This window comes from Flavobacterium soyangense (assembly GCF_015277675.1).
GTDB lineage: Bacteria > Bacteroidota > Bacteroidia > Flavobacteriales > Flavobacteriaceae > Flavobacterium > Flavobacterium soyangense.
Genome location: NZ_JADHEC010000025.1, coordinates 1 through 22,952 on the forward strand (window position 1 = coordinate 1; position 22,952 = coordinate 22,952).

The 22,952-nt window shown below is 34.4% G+C and carries 21 protein-coding genes; 11 read left to right on the forward strand and 10 right to left on the reverse strand.

From position 1 onward, the window contains the following. The first annotated feature begins 13 nt into the window (after positions 1–13). Both IR213_RS11150 and IR213_RS11155 read left to right on the forward strand, forming a co-directional pair. Positions 14–5,314, forward strand: coding sequence for a LamG-like jellyroll fold domain-containing protein (locus IR213_RS11150; RefSeq protein ID WP_228479171.1), 5,301 nt, complete (start codon positions 14–16; stop codon positions 5,312–5,314). A 167-nt stretch (positions 5,315–5,481) separates the two neighbouring features. Continuing rightward, positions 5,482–5,736: a hypothetical protein gene (locus IR213_RS11155; protein WP_194312398.1), complete on the forward strand. Its 255-nt coding sequence runs from the start codon at positions 5,482–5,484 to the stop codon at positions 5,734–5,736. 59 nt (positions 5,737–5,795) lie between these two features. On the opposite strand, the gene hisS is transcribed toward IR213_RS11155, so the two are convergent. Beyond that, positions 5,796–7,166, reverse strand: a complete 1,371-nt coding sequence (gene hisS / locus IR213_RS11160) for a histidine--tRNA ligase (protein WP_194312399.1) — start codon at positions 7,164–7,166, stop codon at positions 5,796–5,798. A 180-nt stretch (positions 7,167–7,346) separates the two neighbouring features. Between hisS and IR213_RS11165 the strand changes: the two genes are divergently transcribed. Next, positions 7,347–8,588: an ABC transporter permease gene (locus tag IR213_RS11165; protein WP_194312400.1), complete on the forward strand. Its 1,242-nt coding sequence runs from the start codon at positions 7,347–7,349 to the stop codon at positions 8,586–8,588. Positions 8,589–8,593: 5 nt separating this feature from the next. Here the strand turns inward: IR213_RS11165 and prmC are convergent, their stop codons facing one another. Further along, positions 8,594–9,448 (reverse strand): peptide chain release factor N(5)-glutamine methyltransferase, encoded by an 855-nt coding sequence (gene prmC / locus IR213_RS11170; protein ID WP_194312401.1) that lies wholly within the window; start codon positions 9,446–9,448, stop codon positions 8,594–8,596. Between the two features lie 10 nt (positions 9,449–9,458). Further along, entirely contained in the window at positions 9,459–9,947 is a 489-nt protein-coding gene (locus tag IR213_RS11175) for a GNAT family N-acetyltransferase (protein WP_194312402.1), read from the reverse strand. Between the two features lie 104 nt (positions 9,948–10,051). On the opposite strand from IR213_RS11175, the gene ribD reads away from it, so the two are divergent. From ribD to IR213_RS11190, 3 genes are read left to right on the forward strand one after another with little or no spacing between them, the layout of a single operon-like run. Next, the gene (gene ribD, locus IR213_RS11180) at positions 10,052–11,116 is read left to right on the forward strand and encodes a bifunctional diaminohydroxyphosphoribosylaminopyrimidine deaminase/5-amino-6-(5-phosphoribosylamino)uracil reductase RibD (protein ID WP_194312403.1); all 1,065 of its coding nucleotides are present in this window, start codon (positions 10,052–10,054) and stop codon (positions 11,114–11,116) included. Next, entirely contained in the window at positions 11,109–11,717 is a 609-nt protein-coding gene (locus IR213_RS11185) for an HAD family hydrolase (protein WP_194312404.1), read from the forward strand. Before ribD ends, IR213_RS11185 begins: the two co-directional genes overlap by 8 nt. Before the next feature lie 34 nt (positions 11,718–11,751). Continuing rightward, entirely contained in the window at positions 11,752–12,360 is a 609-nt protein-coding gene (locus tag IR213_RS11190) for an IMPACT family protein (protein ID WP_194312447.1), read from the forward strand. Between the two features lie 49 nt (positions 12,361–12,409). On the opposite strand, the gene IR213_RS11195 is transcribed toward IR213_RS11190, so the two are convergent. Further along, complete coding sequence (locus IR213_RS11195; protein ID WP_194312405.1) at positions 12,410–12,814, reverse strand: acyl-CoA thioesterase; 405 nt, start codon at positions 12,812–12,814, stop codon at positions 12,410–12,412. 184 nt (positions 12,815–12,998) lie between these two features. On the opposite strand from IR213_RS11195, the gene dnaA reads away from it, so the two are divergent. The 4 genes from dnaA (at position 12,999) to IR213_RS11215 (ending at position 16,623) form a co-directional block, all read left to right on the forward strand. Continuing rightward, the gene (gene dnaA / locus IR213_RS11200) at positions 12,999–14,426 is read left to right on the forward strand and encodes a chromosomal replication initiator protein DnaA (protein WP_194312406.1); all 1,428 of its coding nucleotides are present in this window, start codon (positions 12,999–13,001) and stop codon (positions 14,424–14,426) included. Positions 14,427–14,433: 7 nt separating this feature from the next. After that, positions 14,434–14,904, forward strand: coding sequence for a low molecular weight protein-tyrosine-phosphatase (locus IR213_RS11205; RefSeq protein WP_194312407.1), 471 nt, complete (start codon positions 14,434–14,436; stop codon positions 14,902–14,904). Positions 14,905–14,925: 21 nt separating this feature from the next. Then, complete coding sequence (locus tag IR213_RS11210) at positions 14,926–15,648, forward strand: SAM-dependent methyltransferase (RefSeq protein WP_194312408.1); 723 nt, start codon at positions 14,926–14,928, stop codon at positions 15,646–15,648. 453 nt (positions 15,649–16,101) lie between these two features. Then, positions 16,102–16,623, forward strand: coding sequence for a hypothetical protein (locus tag IR213_RS11215; protein WP_194312409.1), 522 nt, complete (start codon positions 16,102–16,104; stop codon positions 16,621–16,623). Positions 16,624–16,697: 74 nt separating this feature from the next. Here the strand turns inward: IR213_RS11215 and IR213_RS11220 are convergent, their stop codons facing one another. The 5 genes from IR213_RS11220 to dapF all read right to left on the reverse strand — a co-directional run bounded on the left by IR213_RS11220 (position 16,698) and on the right by dapF (position 20,883). Beyond that, a complete protein-coding gene (locus IR213_RS11220; RefSeq protein ID WP_194312410.1) occupies positions 16,698–17,333 on the reverse strand; it encodes a peptidoglycan-binding protein LysM in 636 nt (211 codons plus the stop codon). A gap of 97 nt (positions 17,334–17,430) precedes the next feature. Next, a complete protein-coding gene (locus tag IR213_RS11225) occupies positions 17,431–18,345 on the reverse strand; it encodes a DUF2279 domain-containing protein (RefSeq protein ID WP_194312411.1) in 915 nt (304 codons plus the stop codon). 2 nt (positions 18,346–18,347) lie between these two features. After that, complete coding sequence (gene mltG / locus IR213_RS11230) at positions 18,348–19,388, reverse strand: endolytic transglycosylase MltG (RefSeq protein WP_194312412.1); 1,041 nt, start codon at positions 19,386–19,388, stop codon at positions 18,348–18,350. 162 nt (positions 19,389–19,550) lie between these two features. Continuing rightward, on the reverse strand, positions 19,551–20,078 hold the full coding sequence (locus IR213_RS11235) for a GNAT family N-acetyltransferase (RefSeq protein ID WP_194312413.1): 528 nt from the start codon (positions 20,076–20,078) through the stop codon (positions 19,551–19,553). Positions 20,079–20,100: 22 nt separating this feature from the next. Continuing rightward, the gene (dapF, locus tag IR213_RS11240; RefSeq protein WP_194312414.1) at positions 20,101–20,883 is read right to left on the reverse strand and encodes a diaminopimelate epimerase; all 783 of its coding nucleotides are present in this window, start codon (positions 20,881–20,883) and stop codon (positions 20,101–20,103) included. Positions 20,884–21,017: 134 nt separating this feature from the next. Here dapF and IR213_RS11245 point away from each other — a divergent pair, with 134 nt between their 5' ends. Then, positions 21,018–22,421 (forward strand): trypsin-like peptidase domain-containing protein, encoded by a 1,404-nt coding sequence (locus tag IR213_RS11245; protein ID WP_194312415.1) that lies wholly within the window; start codon positions 21,018–21,020, stop codon positions 22,419–22,421. A 45-nt stretch (positions 22,422–22,466) separates the two neighbouring features. Here the strand turns inward: IR213_RS11245 and IR213_RS11250 are convergent, their stop codons facing one another. Next, the gene (locus IR213_RS11250) at positions 22,467–22,925 is read right to left on the reverse strand and encodes an Lrp/AsnC family transcriptional regulator (RefSeq protein WP_194312416.1); all 459 of its coding nucleotides are present in this window, start codon (positions 22,923–22,925) and stop codon (positions 22,467–22,469) included. Positions 22,926–22,952 lie beyond the last annotated feature (27 nt).

Sequence of the window (22,952 nt, forward strand, 5' to 3'; positions counted from 1 at the left end):
TAGTAAAACCACTTTGTCTGTCACTGTAAATGCTCTACCAATTGTAACTGCACCAACACAAGTATGTATTGGAAGTACTGCAACTTTATCTCCAACAACCAACGGAACTTGGACAAGCAGCAATACCGCAATAGCCACGGTAACCAATGCTGGAGTAATAACTGGTATATCTGCTGGAACAGCAACTTTTACTTATATTCAGACTGCAACAGGCTGTAGTAAAACCACTTTGTCTGTCACTGTAAATGCTCTACCCACAGGTTCTGCTTCAAATCAAACTATTTGCAATGCTAGAACGAGTAGTGTTGCTCTAAACTCAACTATAAGTGGTACAACATTTACTTGGACAGCTGGATTAATAACAACGCCAACTGGAGGTACAATAACTGGATTTAGTGGTTGTCCAGGGGCTTGTGGAACTTCAATTGCCCAGACCTTGACCAACACGGGAACAACTGCAGGTGCCGTTCGATACACTGTTACTCCAACAGCTAACTCTTGCTCTGGCTCAACATTTACAGTGGATATAACTGTAAATCCAAAACCAATAATAACTTTATCTAATGTATTAGCACAATGTTCAGCTACATTAACAGCTCCAACTTATACAGATGCTTGTGGAGTGACTGTAACCGGAACAACAGGAGATACAACTTCATATAATACTCAAGGAACATACACTGTCGTTTGGTCTTTTGCATTTGGAACAGTTATTACAAGCACACAAAATATTATTATTGACGACACCATTGCACCAGTCGCTAGCATTACAGCATTACCCACATTATCTTATTCAGGATGTCAAATAACTAGTTTGCCAATACCAACTGCACTTGATAATTGTATTGGTATCATAAACGGAATTCCTAACATTACTTTCCCTTTTACGACTCAAGGAGCTACAGTGGTCACTTGGACCTATAATGATGGTAACGGAAATACTTCTATCCAAACGCAAAATATTACGCTAACAGCGCCACCAATTTCTGGAGGTAATTTGTTAGGATATATTACCAGTTTAAGTCCAGCAGCCATTCCTAGCGACAATGTCGCCATCACTTCTTGTCCCGGAACAATAACTCCTGTTACAATAAATTTATCAAGTCAAATAGGCACCATTGTACGTTGGGAAAAATTCGAAGCTGGAGCTACAAATTGGAGTATAATTCCAAATACAACTACTTCTTATAATGTTAATTTTGACTTTAATAATACTAAATCCACTTTATTTAGAGTGCTGATTCAAGTTGGTGATTGTACGCAATATTCAAATATGATAAACGTACATGCTATTCCTCCAAATGTTCCACCTATTTTAGATCAAAGTTTATTCAACATATGTCTGAATGATCCAGTTTCATTGGTTGCTAGAAGTGGATATATTTCTACTGTAAAAGTGGGAGAAGGCGGAGATTTTAATTCGGGCCAGTTCCCAGATAAATGGGATCCAACCCAATGGAGAATAGATGGTCAAACAGCAGGAGCTCAATGGACTGCTTCAGGAAATAATACAAAATTTAACAACTGGTCAGGAACAAATAATCATCCTGTAGGAACTTTATACGAAATTGAATATGATTCCAATAATTTAAAATTTGGTATAGCACATGGTAATTACAACAGTGCAGGTTATATAACTAAGTTTGGTGTTGGCCCAACAACTCTTGAAACTCCTATTTTTAGCCTTGTAGGCTTAGGAACAGCAGCCGTTGCGTTTGACCAAGCATATAATCTCCATTCAGGAGATATAGCCAAATTGGAATTGTCTTTAGATGGCGGATTAACGTATACAATTGTATTACAAGATTTAATTGGAACCAGCCCACATGCTCTTTCTTGGGGAGATTCACACGGAATACCAGTTACTTATCCATATTTAGCGCCAGTCTCTAATAATTCAACAACTACTAAATTTAATTTTTCAAATGACAATTCCTCATTCGACATATCGGATTATATTGGAAATAACAACGTTAGGGTGAAGTGGACCTTTTTTGGAACTACAGACGAAAGTGCTTGGGCTATTGACAACATCACGATTCCAATTAGGCCTTATAGTGATGCCGTAGAATGGACCGACGGACTTGGTAGCCCAGGGCAGTATATCATACGAGATAAATTAGATGTTACCTATAATTTTGTTCCTACAGCACCTGGTGTTCATCAATATGGCGCAACTGCCTTGGTAAACGGATGCAGGGCATACGATCCAGCGGGAACGGCAATAGCCACAGTAAAAGTAAATTACGCCTATGCCGGTCAAGCACAAGCGTATACCAATGCTGAGTGCGGTGAAAGAACAGTTAATTTAAATGCTTACGACAATACTAAATCAGCGAATACTAATAACGATAATGGCGCCTACCCAACATTAGTCCGTAATAATTTTAGTGATGATCCGGGCACAGGTACAACAGGAAAATGGTCTGTTTTCAGTGCTTCAAATTCATGCGGAACATATAGTTTTTCTAATGACACCAGTCCAACTTCGTCCTTCTCGGGCGATGCAGGCGTCTATACTTTAAGATGGAAGCTAAATGGATCACCTTGCTATAGTGATGTTCAAGTAACATTGACAAGTTGTCAAGTTGTCGATTTTGACGGGGTTAATGATTACGTCACTTTCAAAGATAATTATGGTTTAGATAATACATTACTAAATACATTTAGTATTGAAGTTTGGGTTAAACCTGATCCACAACCTGCAGGTGCACCTAGTAATATTCAAACCATTATTTCTAAACGAAATGCAAATAGCTTAATTAACGGTTATGACATAAGACTTGTTGGAAGCGCATTATCTTTCAATTGGAATAATGGAAGCCAAATAACATCTCCTTTCCCTCTAACTACAAATAGATGGTACCATGTTGCAGTAACTTTCAGTGGTGGAATTTACAGATTATATGTAGACGGAATTGAAGTTATTAACGCTGCTGGTTCTGCTCCTATCACCAATACTTTTGCTTGTATTGTTGGAGCAATGGATCAAACAGGAAACCCTCCAAACAAACCTGTAAATTATTTCTCTGGATGGATAGATGAATTGAGAATTTGGGGTGTTGGTTTAAGTCCTGATCACGTTCGACAAATGATGAACCAACAAATCATAAGTAATGGCACGGCAGTTAGAGGTGAAATAATACCAATAAATATTAATGGCCCTGATGTTAATTTAGATGGAATCGACGACCAACCGTTATTATGGGCAAATTTAAATGGGTATTATCGTATGGACCAAATCGTTTGCGGATATCTTAAGCCTTACGGAGGAAAAGGTGTTGATGGCCAATTAAGAAATATTACAAGTGCCCAAGAACAAACTGCTCCATTACCATATACATCAATCAGAGATGGTAATTGGATGGATAAAGGCATTGGAACAACTCCATGGAAATATGGTGATTCTGTTTGGGATTATCCTAATAGCACAGGCTATAATGGAACTCCAATAGATTGGAATATTGTACAAACCGGACACAATATTAATTCTGGCAATAAAGACATCACCGTTTTAGGTTTAATTTCAACTGCAAATAAATTAACCATTGCAGATCCAATTGTAACTACGCCTATTGAAAAAAATGATGGCCAAGGTTTATGGATTACCCATTATTTAAAATTGAATGGAAACATTGATTTAGTGGGTGAATCACAATTATTAGAAAAAAGATATACATCAACCCAGTTCAGCGAAAGCATTTTAGACGTAACCAGTACAGGATATATTGAGCGTGATCAACAAGGCAAGAAAAATAGTTTCAATTATAATTATTGGTCATCACCAGTAAGCAATATTCAAGGAGTCATCAACAATACGCCATACTCGCCTTCAAGTGCTTTAAGAGATGGAACAAATTCTGCTAATCCATTGGCTATAACCTTTGGAGATGGTGCTTATTTTGCTGACGGTGCCTTATCAAACCCAATAAAAATTAGCAACCGTTGGATATGGTCATACAATTCCAAAACACTCGAAACAAATACAGATTGGCAAGATTATTTCCAATGGAACTATATTGGAAACACCGGGCTACTTAAAACAGGAGAAGGATTTACCATGAAAGGAACTGGCGGAATAGCTCCGATTACATCGACACAAAACTATGTTTTTGTTGGTAAACCAAATAACGGAACTATTGCACTCCCATTACCTTTTGACCAAACCTATTTAGTAGGAAACCCATATCCATCTGCCCTTGATGCCAATGAATTTATATTAGATAATTTAGCAGGTAGAGCCGGAGTCAATGTCTTCAATGGTGCACTTTATTTCTGGGATCATTTTGGCCTATCAAATGATCATATTTTAGCACTATATCAAGGTGGTTATGCAACTTATACTTTAGTTGGAGGCGTAAAAGCCATTAATGACAGCTCTTTAAATCTACATGATGGTGCTAGAGGATCAATTACGCCACAACAATACGTTCCGGTAGGACAAGGATTTTTTGTAGATGCCTATTTAGACCCTGCCATTTCAGGAACAACAGCAACGGTTACTGGAGGAACTATAAATTTCAAAAATAGCCAGCGTATTTTTAAAAGAGAAGATGCCAACCCAGCAACAGCAGCAAGTTCCGTCTTTATGAAAAAAAGAGGAGCCCCTAAGGGAAGTGCCGATGTAAAACCAAAAATTAGACTAGGCTTTGATTCTTCCATTGGTGCTCATCGACAACTTTTAGTTGGAGCTGACCGTAACACTACTAATTTATTTGATATCGGTTATGATGCTCCAATGTTTGACACCAATGAAAATGATATGTTCTGGGAAATTAGCGACAGTCAGTTTGTGATTCAAGGAGTTCCTGATTTTAATGTAAATCAAGTTCTTCCTCTAGGTATTGTAATTGCAAACGAAGGTGAAGTGACCATAAAAATAGATGAACTGGAAAACGTTTCATCAAATACCAATATTTATTTGCACGACACGCTAACAGGAATATATCACGACCTTAAAACTAGTGATTTTAAAATAGCTCTTGCCGAAGGAGAATACAACAAACGATTCTCATTACGATTCGAAAGCCAAACTAAAACTCTAGACGTAGCTGAAAACGATTCGAGTGATGGAATTGTCGTTTTATATTCTAACAACTATAAAACATTAATTATCAGAAATAACATACTGGATTCAACGGTAAATACTGTTTCTCTTTATAACATGATAGGTCAATCTATCAACAAATGGGATGTTGAAGACAAAGAGCAAACCAATATTCAGATTCCAATTAAAAATATGCCTTCTGGAATTTATATTGTAAAAGTCAAAACTTCGAAAGGGGAAAGCAGCAAAAAAATCATAATCAAATAATGAATGAGTAAGTGATTATTAAAAAAGCAGACAAGAAAAAACGTTAGATATATTAAGGAAACATTAACCTTTTTAGTGTTTTGCAAATGTTTTTTCTTAATACATTTGTCGTTAACTTTGGACTTTATCCCAATAAAAAATAAATATAAACCCATTACCCAAAAAACATGAAAAAAATCATTACCCTCTTAGCAATTGTTTTATTTACAATTAATGTTGGTGCACAACAAACAAAACATGTTGCTACAGAAACCAAAAAAGAATCTTGTTGCGCAAAAGCAAGTACTAATGCAAAAAAAATGAGTACTGACGAAGTTGCAAAAGGGAAAGCAAAATGTAAAGCCGAAGGAAAAGTTTGCACCGCTAATGAAAAAGCTAAATGCAAAAAAGATGAAAAAAAATGTTGCGCAAAAAAAGCATAGCGAAACATCTTAATCAAGAAAAAATGCCTCAAGAGGCATTTTTTTTATTCGAAACAGAATTATAGCAATGCTGCTTTCAGCCCTTCAAAATCAAGCAAAACCTGTTCACCGGAAATTAAATTTTTAAGGGCAAATTTTCCTTCATTCATTTCGGTTTCCCCAACGATGACAACATAGGGAATCGCGCGTTTATCAGCATGTTGAAATTGTTTTCCGACTTTTACATTATCAGGATAAAGTTCCACTTTTATTCCAAAACTTCTCAATTTTGTTATGGCTTTCATCGAATAAAAAGCTTCCTTTTCGCCATAATTAATAAACAAAGCTTTTGAAGTATAAGTCACGGTTTCAGGAAATAAATTCAATTCTTCGATAACCAAATAAATTCGGTCCAAACCAAAAGAAATCCCAACACCACTCACATTTGGCAGACCAAAGATTCCGGTCAAATCGTCATATCTTCCGCCACCACCAATGGAACCCATAGAAACAGATTTTGGTGGAGCCACTTCAAAAATAGCACCCGTATAATAATTTAATCCACGGGCTAAAGTCACGTCTAAATCTAAAATCGCTTTATTTAAACCAAGATTTGTAACATTATCACATATAAAACGCAATTCTTCAACTCCTTTCAACCCTTCTTCGGAACCAGCTAATAATGAGGAAAGTTTGCTGATTTTCTCCAAAATTGTTCCTGTAAAATTGAATAACGGTTGCACTTTTTCGATTGCAGATTCCGATATTCCTTTTTCAATCATTTCCTTTTTTACGCCGTCCTCGCCTATTTTGTCGAGTTTGTCTAAAGCAACCGTAAAATCGATTAATTTATCTTTTGCACCAATAACCTCAGCAATTCCCGAAAGAATTTTACGATTATTGATTTTAATCGTTACGCCTTCCAAACCTAATTCCATAAAAACCGAATCATACAATTGTACCAATTCGACTTCTTGCCACAAGGATTTTGAACCCACAACATCAGCATCACATTGAAAAAACTCTCTGAAACGCCCTTTTTGCGGACGATCGGCACGCCAAACCGGTTGGATTTGATATCTTTTGAATGGAAAATCAATTTCACTTTGATGTTGCACAACATATCGAGCAAAAGGAACGGTTAGATCGTAGCGCAGCGCTTTCTCGGAAATACTTGACGTCAATTTATTACTTTCTTTATTTTGCAATAATACAGGATTAGCTTTCGCCAAATAATCTCCCGAATTCAAAATTTTAAAAATCAATCGATCTCCTTCTTCCCCGTATTTCCCCATCAAGGTTTCGGAATTTTCAAACGAAGGAGTTTCTATTGGTTGGAAACCAAATTTCTCGAAATTGCTTTTTATAACGGATATAATATATTGACGTTTTGCCACCTCAGCTGGTGAAAAATCTCTTGTCCCTTTTGGAATGCTTGGTTTTTGAGCCATTTTAATTAATTACAAATTACGAATTCCGAATTTCAAAAAATAAAATTGATTTCTTCAAAATCGCAATTCGTAATTTGAAATTCTTAATTCTTACTGCAAATATCTTGTTTTTAAAATAAATATCACATCTTCTAAAGCAAACTTGTAACAAAAATTGTAATTTCGTGTCAAATAGCCACTATGTTTAAATTATTCCGAGAAAACGTCCGAATTGCTTTTGGTTCAATCAGAACCCAATTGTTGCGCACCATTCTTACCGTGCTGATTATTGCCATTGGAATCACTGCTTTGGTTGGGATTTTAACAGTTGTTTCGGCTTTAGAAAATACAATTTCCACAGATTTTGCTTCAATGGGAGCCAATACTTTTAACATCAATCAATATGAAACCACCACACGAAGACACGGAAGCGATTTTATAGAAAAAGTAAGCCCTATCATTTCTTATCCCGAAGCGGTAGCTTTCAAGAACAAATATAAATTTCCCCTTACCGAAACTTCAGTTTCTTTTACGGCAACTTCAACAGCCGAAATTAAATATGAATCCACTAAAACTGATCCCGAAAATACAATCGTGGGAGTTGATGAGTTTTTTATGGTCAACTCGGGTTTAGAAACTAGTTTAGGGAGGAATTTCACTGGGTTTGACATTCAAAACAATACCTATAATTGCATCGTAGGATCTGATTTTCAAAAAGGAATATTAAAGGATATTAATCCTATCGATAAAGTAATTTCGATTCGCGGCGCCAAATTTAAAGTTATCGGAGTCCTAAAAGAGAAAGGCTCCACCTTTGGCAACAGTCAGGATTTAAGGGTGTTAATTCCTATTCAGGTAGCCCGTTCACTGTTTACTGCGCCCAATATAAATTACACGATGAGCGTTATGGTAGCCAAAAAAGAAATGCTTGACGAAGCCATCGATAACGCCACTAGTACGATGCGAAGAATTCGAAAATTAAGCCCTGTAAAAGACAATAATTTTGCCATCGTACGAAGCGATGATCTGATTAACAGAATCCTGGGCATCACTCAATATCTTGGAATTGCATCTTGGTTTATTAGTATTATTACGATTCTTGGATCGTCAATTGCTTTAATGAACATTATGATTGTTTCGGTTACGGAACGCACTCGCGAAATTGGAGTTCGGAAAGCACTTGGCGCCAAAAAAAGCACCATCGCATTTCAGTTTTTTATAGAAACTTTGCTTATCGGTCAAATGGGTGGTTTAGTGGGGATTATTTTTGGAATTTCGATAGGTTTTGCAATTGCAACCGCCATGAAATTTGTTTTTGTGATTCCGTGGGGTGCAATTTTGGCAGCCTTTATCACAAGTTTTGCCGTTGCAATAGTTTCCGGATTATATCCCGCCATCAAAGCCGCAAAACTGGATCCTATTGAAGCGTTGAGATATGAATAATAATTTTATAATTTTGCCTTAATCATTCTGTCATTCCCGTAAATATCTTGTCTTAATTCGATGTTTTTGAAACCCATTTTTCCAAGTAAATCAATCGTTTCTTTTCCTAAATATTGATTGATTTCAAAGAATAGTTCTCCGTTTTGAGACAGATTTTTTTGTGCTAATTCAGCGATTTTTTTATAAAACACCAAAGCATCATTATCTTCTACAAAAAGAGCCAAATGCGGTTCATTATCCAAAACATTTTTCTTTATTTCCTTTTTTTCCAACTCCCGAACGTACGGAGGATTTGAAACAATAATGTCAAATTGCTGCTCCAAATCTTCGGTTTCGAGAATGTTTTTCTTAAAAAAAGTAACATTCACTCCATTAATTTTGGCATTTTTTTTGGCTATAGCCAAAGCTTTTTCAGAAACATCAATTGCAAAAACCAAAGCGTTTGGAATGTTTTTTGCCAAAGAAATCGCGATGCAACCGCTTCCTGTTCCGATGTCGATAATCTTTACATTTTGGCTATTGCCTTTCGACTTTTGGCTTTCTAAAATCCATTCTACCAATTCCTCGGTTTCGGGTCTTGGAATCAAAACCGAAGGATTTACCTCGAAATCCAAACCGTAAAAACTGGCTTTTCCCAATAAGTATTGCACAGGAATTTCCTCTTTCAGTTGATTTAAAATTGAATTCCAATCTTGAATTTCTTCATCAGAAAAAGTCAAATCCGGATTCAAAGCCAAATCGATTCTTCTCAAATGACATTTTTCCTCCAGAATCAAATAAAAAAAACTCTCCGCTTCGCCGGAATCGTAAATTGGCGTAAGCTCTAAAATGAAATGAGTTCTGTATTGTTTTATTTTCATAATTTATAACTTAGCTTAAATCCTTCAACATCCAAACTGGGCAAGAAACGTGACCCGTACTTCCCATTGGCGAACAAATATATTCGAATCCCGCTTTTTTATAGAGTTTTTGGGCATCGTGCATAAAAGGCATTGTTTCGAGATAGCATTTTTCGAAACCGAAGTCCCTGGCAGCTTGTAAACATTTATCCATCATTTGGCTACCAATTCCCAAACCACGAGCTTCAGCTAGGAAATACATTTTTTGCAATTCGCAAATGGTTTCAGCTTCATTTTCAAGTAGCGCCACACCCGCTCCGCCAATTATTTTTCCATTATTTTCAACAACAAAATAAACAGACTTTGGTTTACTGTATTCCTCAAACATTAAATCCAGATAAGGATCAGCATAGGCAGTTCCTACTTTTGGAATATCTAATTCGCCAAAAACAGCTCTAATTAATCGTGCAACGGCAGGATTATCTTTTTTTTCAATTTTTCTAATGACCCAGTTTTCCATTTTTTAAAACGATAATTTATTGTACAAAAATAGATATTGTTTATTGTTATTTTCCAAAGATTCAAAACTAAATCCTAAACACAAAAATCATTACTTTTGTAATTGTGAAAAAAGATGAAAAATACATGCGCCGTTGCATTGAATTGGCAAAAAATGGTTTAGGGACAACTTATCCCAATCCTTTGGTTGGAAGTGTAATTGTGTATAATAACAAAATCATTGGCGAAGGCTGGCATAAAAAATCGGGAGAACCTCACGCCGAAGTTAATGCGGTGAATTCCGTGAAAGACAAATCGCTGTTGAAAAAATCAACTATTTATGTGAGTTTAGAACCTTGCAGTCATTTTGGAAAAACGCCACCTTGTTGTGATTTAATTATTGAAAACGAGATTCCAAATGTAGTTATTGGAACCATTGACCCTAATATAAAAGTTGCCGGAAACGGAATCAAAAAATTAATTGAAACAGGTAAAAATGTTACTGTTGGCATTCTTGAATCAGAATGCATGGAGTTAAACAAGCGTTTTTTTACATTTCACTTAAAGAAAAGACCCTATGTGATTTTGAAATGGGCCGAAACTCAGGATGGTTTTATTGCGCCAATAATCCATGGGCAAGCTCAAGATGACATAAAAAAGAGAAAACCAGTTTGGATAGCTAATGAGTTTTCGCGTCAATTAGTTCATAAATGGCGAAGTGAAGAACAAGCTATTCTTGTTGGCACCAACACTGTTATTAATGATAATCCAAAATTAGACGTGAGAGATTGGGAAGGAAATAGCCCAATTAGGATAATTTTGGATCAGAATAATCGAATACCAAAAAACAGTCATATATTTGATAACAAAGTAAAAACTATAATTTTTTCAAATTTGGCAAATGCTAATAATAAAGAAAACACTACCTTTGAGATAATTGATTTTAAACAAAATCTTGCAAATCAAATACTGAAAGCATTATATAAACACAAAATTCAATCCGTGATTATTGAAGGAGGCACGCAGACCCTACAAACTTTTATTGACGAAAACCTTTGGGATGAAGCGCGAATATTCATTGGGAATAGTTGCTTTGAAAATGGAACAAAAGCACCAATTATAGCTTTAAAAAACATTAAAAAACATTCCATTGGAAACGACACACTTATAATTTCTAGAAATAATGATTGATACTATTATTTTTGATTTTGGAGATGTTTTTATCAACTTAGATAAACAAGCAACCATTAATTCCTTGAAAAAATTGGGATTATCACAATGGAATAAAGATTTAGATCAATTGAACCTTCAATTTGAAAAAGGACAAATCTCACAAGAAAATTTTCTGTTCGGTATCCAAAAACACATTCCTAATGCTTCTATTGATGAAATTTTAAATGCTTGGAATGCCATACTTTTGGATTTCCCTTTAAAACGATTAGAATTTCTACAAAAGCTTTCAAAAAAATATCGTTTGTTTCTTTTAAGCAATACCGATGCAATTCATATAGAAACTTTCGAACGAGAAAATGGCACTTCATTTTATAGTGATTTTTACCAATGTTTTGAAAAAATCTATTTTTCATTTGAATTGGGAATGCGAAAACCAGATGCCGAAATATTTAATTACTTATTAAAAAAACACGATTTATCTGCAAAACGAACCTTATTTGTCGATGATAAAAAAGAAAACACCGATGCTGCACTTTCGCTAGGTTTCAAAATCTGGAATTTACAAGTAGGAAAAGAAGATGTTATGGAACTATTTTCGAAAAAAGATTTACTGCTATGATAAATTTCAATGGCAATGATAAATTCAATTTTCAATAAATTTGGAAGACACCTACAAAACCATAGCTTATCCATCTGATGAACTTCTTTTTAAAGAAAAAAACAGCAAATTCTTTGGGTACGCATATCCTATTCAATCAGAAGCAGAAGTAAAACCCATAATTGATAGTTTACGAAAACTACATCCCAATGCGGGACATTATTGTTATGCTTATCAAATTGGCACGGACACCATAGTTTACAGAGCAAATGATGACGGCGAACCAAGTAACACAGCAGGAATGCCTATTTATGGGCAAATTCAGTCTTTTGCAGTCACGAATGTTTTGCTTGTGGTTGTCCGAATTTTTGGCGGAGTTAAATTAGGAGTTGGTGGTTTGATTTCAGCTTATAAAACTGCAGCCCAAATGACTTTGGAATCTTCTGAAATAATCGAAAAAACCATAGATATTCATTATCTAATTTCCTTTGACTATAAAAACATCAATAAAGTAATGCGAGTTATTAAAGAAAAAAACATAGAAATTGCAACCCAAAAAATGGAATTGAGTTGCGAAATCGAAATTATCACCCGAAAAAAAAATGCCGAAATGATTTTCGACATTTTTAATTCGATGTTTGAGATAGAAATAAAGCTTCTTTAAAACACTCAAAAAGTTAGCTCTTTTTTTATATTATCAAAAAGCAAAACCATTATTTCTTTCTGTCCAAAATTTCTAAAATATATTGCGGTGGAGCAACAGGCCTTCCTGTTTTCATATCGACAAATACTAAAATTGAGTTGCCAGTTGTTAATAACTCTTCCTTTTCATTATAGAGTTCATAGTCAAATTCAATCTTGACAGATGTCTTGTTTTTTAATATTGTTTTCAAAGTCAAAAGCTCATCATATCGAGCCGGTTTTTTATAATTCATGGTTAAAGAAACCACAGGGAGCATAATTCCGTTTTCCTCCATCCATTTATAAGAAATCCCTTTGTTTCTAAGCCATTCGACCCTTCCTATTTCAAAATATTGAGCATAATTACCGTGATAAACTACACGCATTTGATCTGTTTCTGAGTAGCGAACACGAATTTGAATTTTATGATATTCCATTGATTATTTATTAAAAAATTAAAATTTTACAAACTCTATACGACAATATTTTATAAAAATTACATGCAAAATATTTTTTTTTTGTTAATTTTATTCACATATTTGTTATCCCAAAAAGCAACACTAACTCAACCCGTTTTTTATTAGAAAAACAGATACCAAACGAAATAATTTAACCAAATTTATGAACAAGACTGCTCAATCAGTATGGGAAAACTGCCTATCTTTTATTAAAGACAATATCGCAGACCAAGCATATAAAACCTGGTTTGAACCTATTAAGTCAGTTGAACTTACGGATAATGCACTATACATTCAGGTTCCCAGTAAATTTTTCTACGAATGGCTAGAAGAGCATTACGTTAAATTATTAAAAGTAGCACTGACCAAAGAACTCGGGAAAAATGCAAAGTTACTCTATAAAATCAAAATGGAAAACACTTATGGCAATAAACAACCGTTTACGGAACAATTGCCTAGCGCTAATCGTGTGCCTATGAAACCACAAGATGTTGATGCTCCATATAAGAATCTTAATCCGGAATTAAGAAATCCATTCGTCATTCCTGGTATACGAAATTTAAAAATCGAATCACAACTAAATGCAAATTATAGTTTTGACAATTTTCTTGAAGGAGACTCTAACAGATTAGCTCGTTCAGCAGGCATGGCTGTAGCCAATAAGCCAGGTGGGACTTCATTTAATCCATTATTAATTTTTGGCGGTGTTGGTCTAGGTAAAACGCATTTAGCTCACGCTATAGGTGTTGAAATCAAGGACAAATATCCAGAAAAGACCGTTTTATACATTTCAGCAGAAATTTTTACCCAACAATATATTGATTCCGTAAAGAAAAATAATCGAAATGATTTTATTCATTTCTACCAACTTATAGATGTATTAATCATTGACGATGTGCAATTCCTTTCCGGAAAATCAGGAACTCAGGATGTATTTTTTCATATATTTAACTACTTACATCAAAACGGAAAGCAGGTAATATTGACTTCGGACAAGGCGCCAGTTGATATGCAGGACATTGAACAACGATTATTATCTCGTTTCAAATGGGGATTATCGGCAGAATTACACCAACCAGATTATGAAACCAGAATTTCTATCCTGAAAAACATTTTATATCGTGATGGTGTAGAAATTCCTGAAGAAATCATAGAATATGTAGCCCGAAATATCAAATCGAATGTTCGAGAACTGGAAGGTGCCATTATTTCTTTGATTGCACAATCTTCTTTCAATAAAAAAGAAGTGACTCTGGAACTAGCCAAAAATGTGGTTGAAAAATTTGTTAAAAATGTAAAACGAGAAATTTCTATCGATTACATTCAAAAGATTGTTTCCGATTATTTTCAATTGGATTTAGAAACTCTTCAATCAAAAACCAGAAAAAGACATATCGTACAAGCTCGACAATTGGCAATGTTTTTTGCCAAGAAATTCACTAAAGCTTCTTTGGCAAACATTGGTTCCCAAATAGGGGATCGTGATCATGCAACCGTATTACACGCTTGTAAAACCGTTGACAATTTAGTTGCAACTGACAAACAATTCAAGAAATTTGTCGAAGATATCAACAAAAAATTAACGCTATAAACGCATTATGCCCATAAAAATTTTAATGGTTTGTCTAGGCAATATTTGTCGGTCACCTTTGGCCGAAGGAATATTGGCTTCAAAACTCCCAAAAAAAAAATTCACGGTGGACTCTGCCGGAACGGGTTCTTGGCACATTGGCCATCAACCTGACGAGCGCTCCATTGCAATTGCAAAAAACAATAAAATAGATATTTCGCAACAAAAAGGGCACCAATTTACAGCAAGTGATTTTGATGCTTTTGATTATATTTACGTCATGGATAATTCTAATTATTGGGATGTTATTCAACTTGCCGATAATCAAGCCCAAACCGAAAAAGTGCAACTCATTTTGAATGAATTATTCCCTGATGAAAATGTAGATGTTCCTGACCCATACTTTGGAATGCCAAATGGATTTGATTCCGTTTATAAAATGCTCGACGAAGCCTGTGATGTAATTGCTAAAAAATTAATTGAAAAGCATTCTATTTAGCTTCTCAAGAATAATAAAAAAATGAAACCAAACCATCTTCCAGGAAAACTATACTTAATCCCAACAACTTTAGGAGAAGGAAATCCTATGGATGTTTTGCCACAAACTGTAAAAAGAACTATTGATTCCATTGATGATTATATAGTAGAAAATGAAAAAACGGCTCGAAAATTTATAAAAAGTATTCAACCGGAAAAAATTCAAGCCACACTCAGATTAAGTGCTTTAAATAAATATACCGAAGTTTCTGAACACGCCAAAATGCTTCAACCTTGTTTAGAAGGAAAAAACGTTGGATTAATGAGCGAAGCAGGTTGTCCCGGAGTTGCTGACCCTGGTGCTGTGATTGTAAAATTAGCCCACGAAAAAGGAATTCAAGTTGTGCCTTTAGTTGGTCCGTCTTCCATTTTATTAGCAATAATGGCCTCTGGAATGAATGGCCAGAGTTTTGCTTTCAACGGTTATATTCCAATTGACAAATCCGAAAAAAAGACTGCATTAAAAAACTTAGAAAAATTATCTCAAGATAAGAATCAATCACAAATATTTATTGAAACTCCTTTTCGAAATAACAAAATGCTTGAGGATATAGTACAAGCTTTAAATCCTTCAACTTACCTTTGTGTTGCAACCGATATCACTTTACCTACAGAATTCATTAAAACAATGCGGGCTTCGGATTGGAAGAAAATAAAGGTTGATTTACACAATCGTCCCACTATTTTTATCATCCACAAAATGTAAACACCTGTTTGTAAATCAATTAGATAGACATTTTCCGATTTGAATAGCAAAATGTTTATTTAAAATTCTACATACTACATTATCCAAATTTTGACTCTTTTCATTACTTTTCAAAATCAATTCAAAAAGCTTTCCATTCAATTCTAACTAAAAATTAAAGTCTTGAAAAATTAAATATTTCTACCAAAAGAAATATTAGAACCTCAATTTTGATGTTAATTCGTGTTAATATCACGCATTAATATCCAGATATTTTAACATAAATTACAGAATAAATTAACTGAAAAAGCAAAAATAAAAACCTAACTTTAAATAATTAAAAATTAACCAATTGAATTTAAATATTTATACATCACTGATAAACAATAAATTAAATTAAAAAGTTACTTGCCCCAAAACATATTAGTTAATGTAAAATTATTCAAACCAGTATTAATTTAAAAATAAAATATTATGAAAACATTTATTATTATTTTGATTTTGGGCTTTACCACATCCTCCTATTCGCAAAAACAAACTAAGGAAGGAAGAATGGATATAATAAATTTACCTGAAATTGTAATCAAAAAGGCTGGAGCAGATTTTTCTGTATATGTACCTGATAAAAATCCCGACCCAACTGTAAGAAAATTGCAAGAAAAATTTGTTGCCTATGACCTTGGTAAAGATTATGAAGGTAATGAAAGCTATTTACTAACAATGTACATAAAAAACGGCTCTTTGGCTGCAACTTATAATGAAAAAGGGAAATTAACACGTGTAGTGGAAAACTATAAAAATGTAGCCCTTCCAAGTGATGTGATCTATTCTATTTATAAAAAATATCCCGAATGGACAATTGTAAACGATAAATTCCTTTACACTCAAACAGAAGGTGATATTATAAAAAAACAGTATAATGTCAAAATCAAAAGAAATAAAGACGTTCGCAAATTAGTGGTTCGTCCTAATGGTGAAATTGTAAAAGAACTTTAAAAAGAAAATTTTAATTAAAAAAGCTGTCTAAAAATTGATTTTAGACAGCCTTTTTATTATTATTTTATCGAGTTCTAATAGACATTTGCATTGCTATCAGCCACAATTCCAGAAGTTTCATAACCTCCAAAATCGATCATATAACTTCGTATCGATGTTCCGTAAGCATCTTTAAAATAGCGACCTCTATTATTTCTAAAAAACTTTTTTACAGAACCTACACCGCCAAGATGTGCTGCTGCTAATATTCCAGATTCAGTAACTTGAATACCACTAATAACTCTACCTTCATATCTGTCGATAACATCTCTTAACTCCCATTTATTTTGAGCAAGAAGTGCAATAAAGGCTTTTTCCTGCATTTTGGGACTGTTTAAAAACCGGTTTTTATCATTTACACCAACGGTTTTTAAAGTTTCAGTACCAAACTGGTATTTTCCAAGATAACCCAGAGAATTAATTTTTTTGTATTTGCCTTGAGATTCCCTGAAAGCAATTGCTTCTCTGTAGCCAATAAAGAATTTTCCTGTATAAGGAACACTTAAATTAGCATAATCGTTTTGTTTTTGAGATGGATATAAGTAGGATGTTCCATCGGTTTTATTTGTAAGAAACCATTGGTTGGTATCTAAATCGAAAGGCTTAAAACCTGAGCTTAAAAAAGCAATAATAAGAGTCAAAATTGTATAAAAAGACCACTTCTTTATCATAAATTGTTTTTCTTCAAACGCTGTCCCGTATTGAAATTTCTACAATGCAAATATACAATAAAAATCATAAACCTGAATATCAACCTATTAAACTTGTTTAAAAATACAAGGTGTAAAACTTGAAACCGCTGTGAGATGAGTACTCAATCGTTGGCGCTGGAATTTTCATTGTGTTTAAAACTGAAAAAATTGTCTTCAAAAAGTGGGATTTTGTGTCGATTTTTGTCAAATCTACATCCAAACTAAGGTAAAATTGCCTGAATCTTTCTGGTTTTGGAACCAAGATCGGAGAATTATTGTTGTCATTTCCGCTAATCATTCCTTCCGCTCCATAACCAAAAGCGAGATTAATCCATTTGGGAATTTTTGAGCCTTTGGAAAAAGAATATAAATTGTAAGAAAGCCAATAGGTTTGACCGTTATAATCCTTTATGATTTGTTCTGGAAATGTGCTTCCCAAAACATCAGGTCTATAATTTGAATATTGGGTTTTATGATAGGAAAATTTAGGAATAATACGTTGTTCATTCCAAATTAATTCCTGTGAAACATACAAAGCCGTACCCGAAGCATTAGCAATTACATCACCTATCGACGCTCCCCATTCTTTAGAAAACCCGTCCATAACCTCAACAGTGGTTTGGAATACAAATCCTAAACTAGCCCCGTAAATGAGTTGATTTTTTTTGCTGGTTCCACTCCAATTCAGAACTTCAGCACCAAATCTCCCAATTTGATAGGATGAATAAAGGTGTCCAATCTTATCCATTTGCAACCACTCAGAATTGTCATTTATAAAATGGAAATTGGATCTGGGATAATCAGCATACCAAAGTTGGTTCAAACCAATCAAAGCTCCCGATGCTAATACCGCTTCGGAAATAAATACAGTGTTTTGTCTTTTCTTGTTTAAGGAATCGGATTGTTTTAGAAGATTTTCAAAGGAATTTTGTGCAAAAACACTTTGGAACACAATCAGAAACAAAAAAAATAATTGATTTTTGAATTTCAAAATTATCTTGTTACTCCTTGACTGTTGATCCAATCGGAATATTTTTTGGCGTTTTTATTATGCTCTTCTAAAGTAGCAGCAAACTCGTGATACCCAAAACGATCAACGCTGGCACAGAAATAAATGAAGTTATTCTTTTCTGGATCCAAAACCGCTTCTAAGGCCGTAATGTCAGGCATTGCAATTGGCCCAGGAGGAAGGCCAATCACTTTATAGGTGTTGTATGGGGAATTCAAAAACAAGTCGTTGTAAAACACTCTTTTGATTACTTGGTTAAAATCATTTGATTTCTTTTTTATGGCAAAAATCACTGTTGGGTCTGCCTGAAGAGGCATTCCTTGTCTCATTCTGTTCAAATAAACTCCTGCGATTCTTGGTCTTTCATCTTTTTTTACAGATTCTTTATGTACAATTGAAGCCAGAATTGTTGCTTGAATTGGAGTCAAGCCTTGTTTTGCTGCTTTATCTGTTCTTTCTTTATTCCAAAAATTGCGATATTCTTTAATCATTTTATCTCGGAATTTCTCTGCCGAAATATTCCAATACACCTCGTAAGTATTTGGAATAAAAACCGCTAAGACATTTTCTTCGGTAAAACCATTTTCTTTCAGAAAAATAGAATCTTTAAAGGTTTTCAATAAAGTCAAACTATCCGGTTCAATTTGTGAACCCACTCGTCCTGCAAAATTCTCCAAACGCTCTTGATTGTTGAAAGCCAGTTTCACGGGAATATTGCTTCTCAAAGCTTTGACCAAGTCATAACTATTCATTCCTTTAGCAAATAGAAAACGCCCTGGTTTTACATTTTCGGGATAACTTCTTTTGTTGGCGACCAATTCAAAACGATCCATATTCTCCACAAAAGGTGTAATTATTTTCTTGACATCTTCGTAGGTGGAACCTGTTGGAACATAAACGTATAATTCCGTTTCGGAAAATTTGGTGTTTTTGGAGAAAATTTGACGTGCCAAAATAAATCCGTAAATCAATAATACTGACATTAAAACTACGGATGCGATTGTTATGATTTTTTTTAAATTCAAAACTAAATTTTTTAAAATTTATTAATTAATTGACAGTCCGTTAACGGACAAAATTCTTTTTTTGCCATAGATTATAGGGGTTTTCACAGATTTTAACTAAGAAAAAATATTTTTCTTATTGATCTGTGAATCTGTGGCTAATATTTTTTAAACAAAACATTACTAATGATTTATTAATTGAAAAACAGCCTCATCTTTATAAACTCCATTGACTAAAGTCCAATCTTTTTTTGTCCCAATCTTTTGGAACCCAAATTTAGTAAAAAGCGCAATACTAGCTCCATTTTCTGTGCCAATATTTGCATACAATTGGTGTAAATTAAGATAATAAAAAGAATACCGAATCAAAAGTTCCAAAGCTTCGGAACCAATATTCTGTTTTTTGTTTTCATTTCCTTGAATCACGATGCCAACTCCTGCCCTATTATTCTTTGGATCAAAATCGAATAAATCAATTAATCCTAAAGCCGGAAAATCTTTATCTTGACAAATTGCCAATCGCAATTGCTTGGCTTCGTAAATATCTTGTTGCGCATTCTCGAGATATTGCTTCACTAAAAACCGACTGTAAGGCGTTTGCGTATTGCTTACTGCCCAAATACTTTGATCGTTTTCCATAGCATAAACAAACTCCAAATCATTGGGTTCGAGTGCTCGGATATAGATGTTTTCGCCTTTTAATGTTATCATTTTAAATAATTACGGATTTTGGTTAAATAGTAATCTCGCCTTTAAAAACAAACTCTGCTGGACCAATCAAGAAAACATTGGTAAACTGATTAGCCATTTTATCAAAAGACACTTCTAATTTGCCACCTTCTACGTTCAAATGTATGGAGGTTGAATCGGTTTTCCCTGTTGCATTCATCGCAATGGCAGCAGCTGTTGCGCCCGTTCCGCAGGAAAGTGTTTCGTCTTCCACGCCTCGTTCATAAGTACGAAGAGAGAAAGTATTGTCGTCTATTTGTTTTACAAAATTAACGTTGCTTCCTTCTTTTCCATATAATGCTCCGTATCGAATGGCAGCTCCGTTTTCTTTTATATTATAGTTTTCCAAGTCATCTACCATTTGCACATGATGCGGCGAACCAGTGTTGAGAAACACATATTCCGGTGTAATTTTTACATTGGGAACATCAATCATTTGCAGAGAAACTTGTCCGTTTTCGGTGATTGTGGCGTGGTGTAAACCATCAGTGGCAAAAAATGTGCAACTGTTGTTAATCACGTTCAGTTTTTTGGCGAAAGCCACTAAACAACGACCGCCATTACCACACATTGAACTTTGGTTTCCATCTGAATTGTAATAGACCATTCTGAAATCTGTTTCAGAATCATTTTCCAATAAAATCAATCCGTCGCCACCTATCCCGAAACGTCTGTCGCACAAATGCGCAATGAGTTGAACATTCTCCTTTGGAAAAAAATCAGACCGATTGTCAATCATCACAAAATCGTTTCCCGTTCCTTGGTATTTATAAAAGTCTATTTGCATTTTAGTTGAATTGTGTTGCACAAAAGTACAAATATTAATGATACGTTAAAGAATGTTAAACGAGCGTTAAACTGTTTTTTTGAAATATCAAATTTTATAATTTTACGTAGTAAATTCTTAAATAACTATAAACTATGAAACGATTTTCAAGCCTATTTCTAGTATCATTGTTAAGCGGAGCCGTAACATTGGGCTCCTACAAATTGTTATTTGATGACAATGGCTATTTTTCTAAAAACAAAAACTCAGTTGTAACATTAGCTCCAAATTCGTATGGAAGACAAGTGGGATTATCTACAGAAACACTTGATTTTACTGAAGCTGCCGAAAAAACCATTCACACGGTTGTTCACGTAAAAAATGTTTCCCGAAAAAGTGTTTCTAATCCTATTTTAGAATATTTCTACGGCTATAGAGGAGACCAATTGCAAGAACAAGTGGGAACAGGATCAGGTGTAATCATTTCTGAAGACGGTTATATTGTGACCAATAATCACGTGATAAAAGATGCCTCGGAAATTGAAATCACATTGAACAACAAGAAATCCTATACAGCAAAACTCATTGGAACCGATTCGAAAATGGATATTGCCTTGTTAAAAATTGATGCCGATGAAAAATTACCTTACACCGCTTTCGCCAATTCCGATTCGGTGAAAATTGGCGAATGGGTTTTGGCGGTTGGAAATCCTTATAATTTAACATCGACCGTGACAGCGGGAATTATTTCGGCGAAAGCCAGAAATTTGGATACAAGTGGAATTCAATCTTTCATTCAAACCGATGCTGCTGTAAATCCCGGAAATAGTGGTGGCGCATTAGTGAATACTCGAGGAGAATTAATAGGAATCAACACGATGATTTCATCACCAACTGGTTCTTATGCTGGATATTCGTTTGCAATTCCCTCAAATATTGCCCGAAAAATAATTGAGGATTTAATGGAGTTTGGAAACGTGCAAAGAGGAATTCTAGGCGTTGAGGGTGGCGAATTAAACTCTTTAGCTTCAAAAGAATTGGGCGTTCCGGAAACACAGGGTTTTTATATCCAAAAAGTTTCTAAAAATTCCGGTGCAGAAAAAGGCGGATTAGAAAAAGGTGATATTATCATAAAACTGGACGATCAAAATATTGCCACTTATGCTGATCTTTCGGGCTATATCAATACCAAAAGACCAAACGACAAAGTACAAGTCACTTTTATCCGAGACGGAAAAAACAAAGTCCTTCCGGTGATTTTGAGCAAAAAAGAGTTTTTTAGCACCGAGTTCAAGGGAATGGAATTGGAAAATATTGATGCAAGCGACAAAAGTAAATTTCACATTGATTCTGGTGTAAAAATCATATCGGTTTCCAATGAAAATTTGAAGCAATATGAAAGCCAACTTAGGGGAAATATTATTCTTAGTATTGACAATGTCAAAATTAAAGATATCGAATCCGCTTCTAAGATTTTGAACAACAAGACTGAAAACCAAAGCATTCAAATGGAAATGATCAATAATAAAGGGGAAATTATTAGGATTATCCTCCAATAGAAAATCTGACTAGAAAACCGTTTCATTCATTTGAAACGGTTTTATTTAAATTGGTAAAACGGTAGTACTCTTCACTTCCGAGATAATAAAAAAACTATTAATCAAAGAAACTTCCGGTAAAACGGATAATTTTTTTTGATGAAAATGGTGATAACTTTCCATATCTGGTAAGACAATTTTGAGCATATAATCAAAACTTCCCGAAATAAAATTACACTCGACCACTTCGGGCATATCCATAATAGACTGATTAAATCCTTCTGAAACATCAAAAGTTTGTTTCACGAGGGTAACTTGACAATACACCATTAGATTATTACCCAGTTTCTTTTTATTCAAAATAGAAACATATTTTTCAATTATACCTTCTTTCTCCAATCGTTTCACGCGGTCGTGAACAGGTGTAAGCGAAAGGTTTATTTTACCAGCAATATCCTTCAAGGTCAAATGGGCATTTACTTGAAGAAGGCGTAATATTTTTTTATCAGTTTCGTCTAAATTCATAGCACAATTTGATTAAATGAAAAAAAT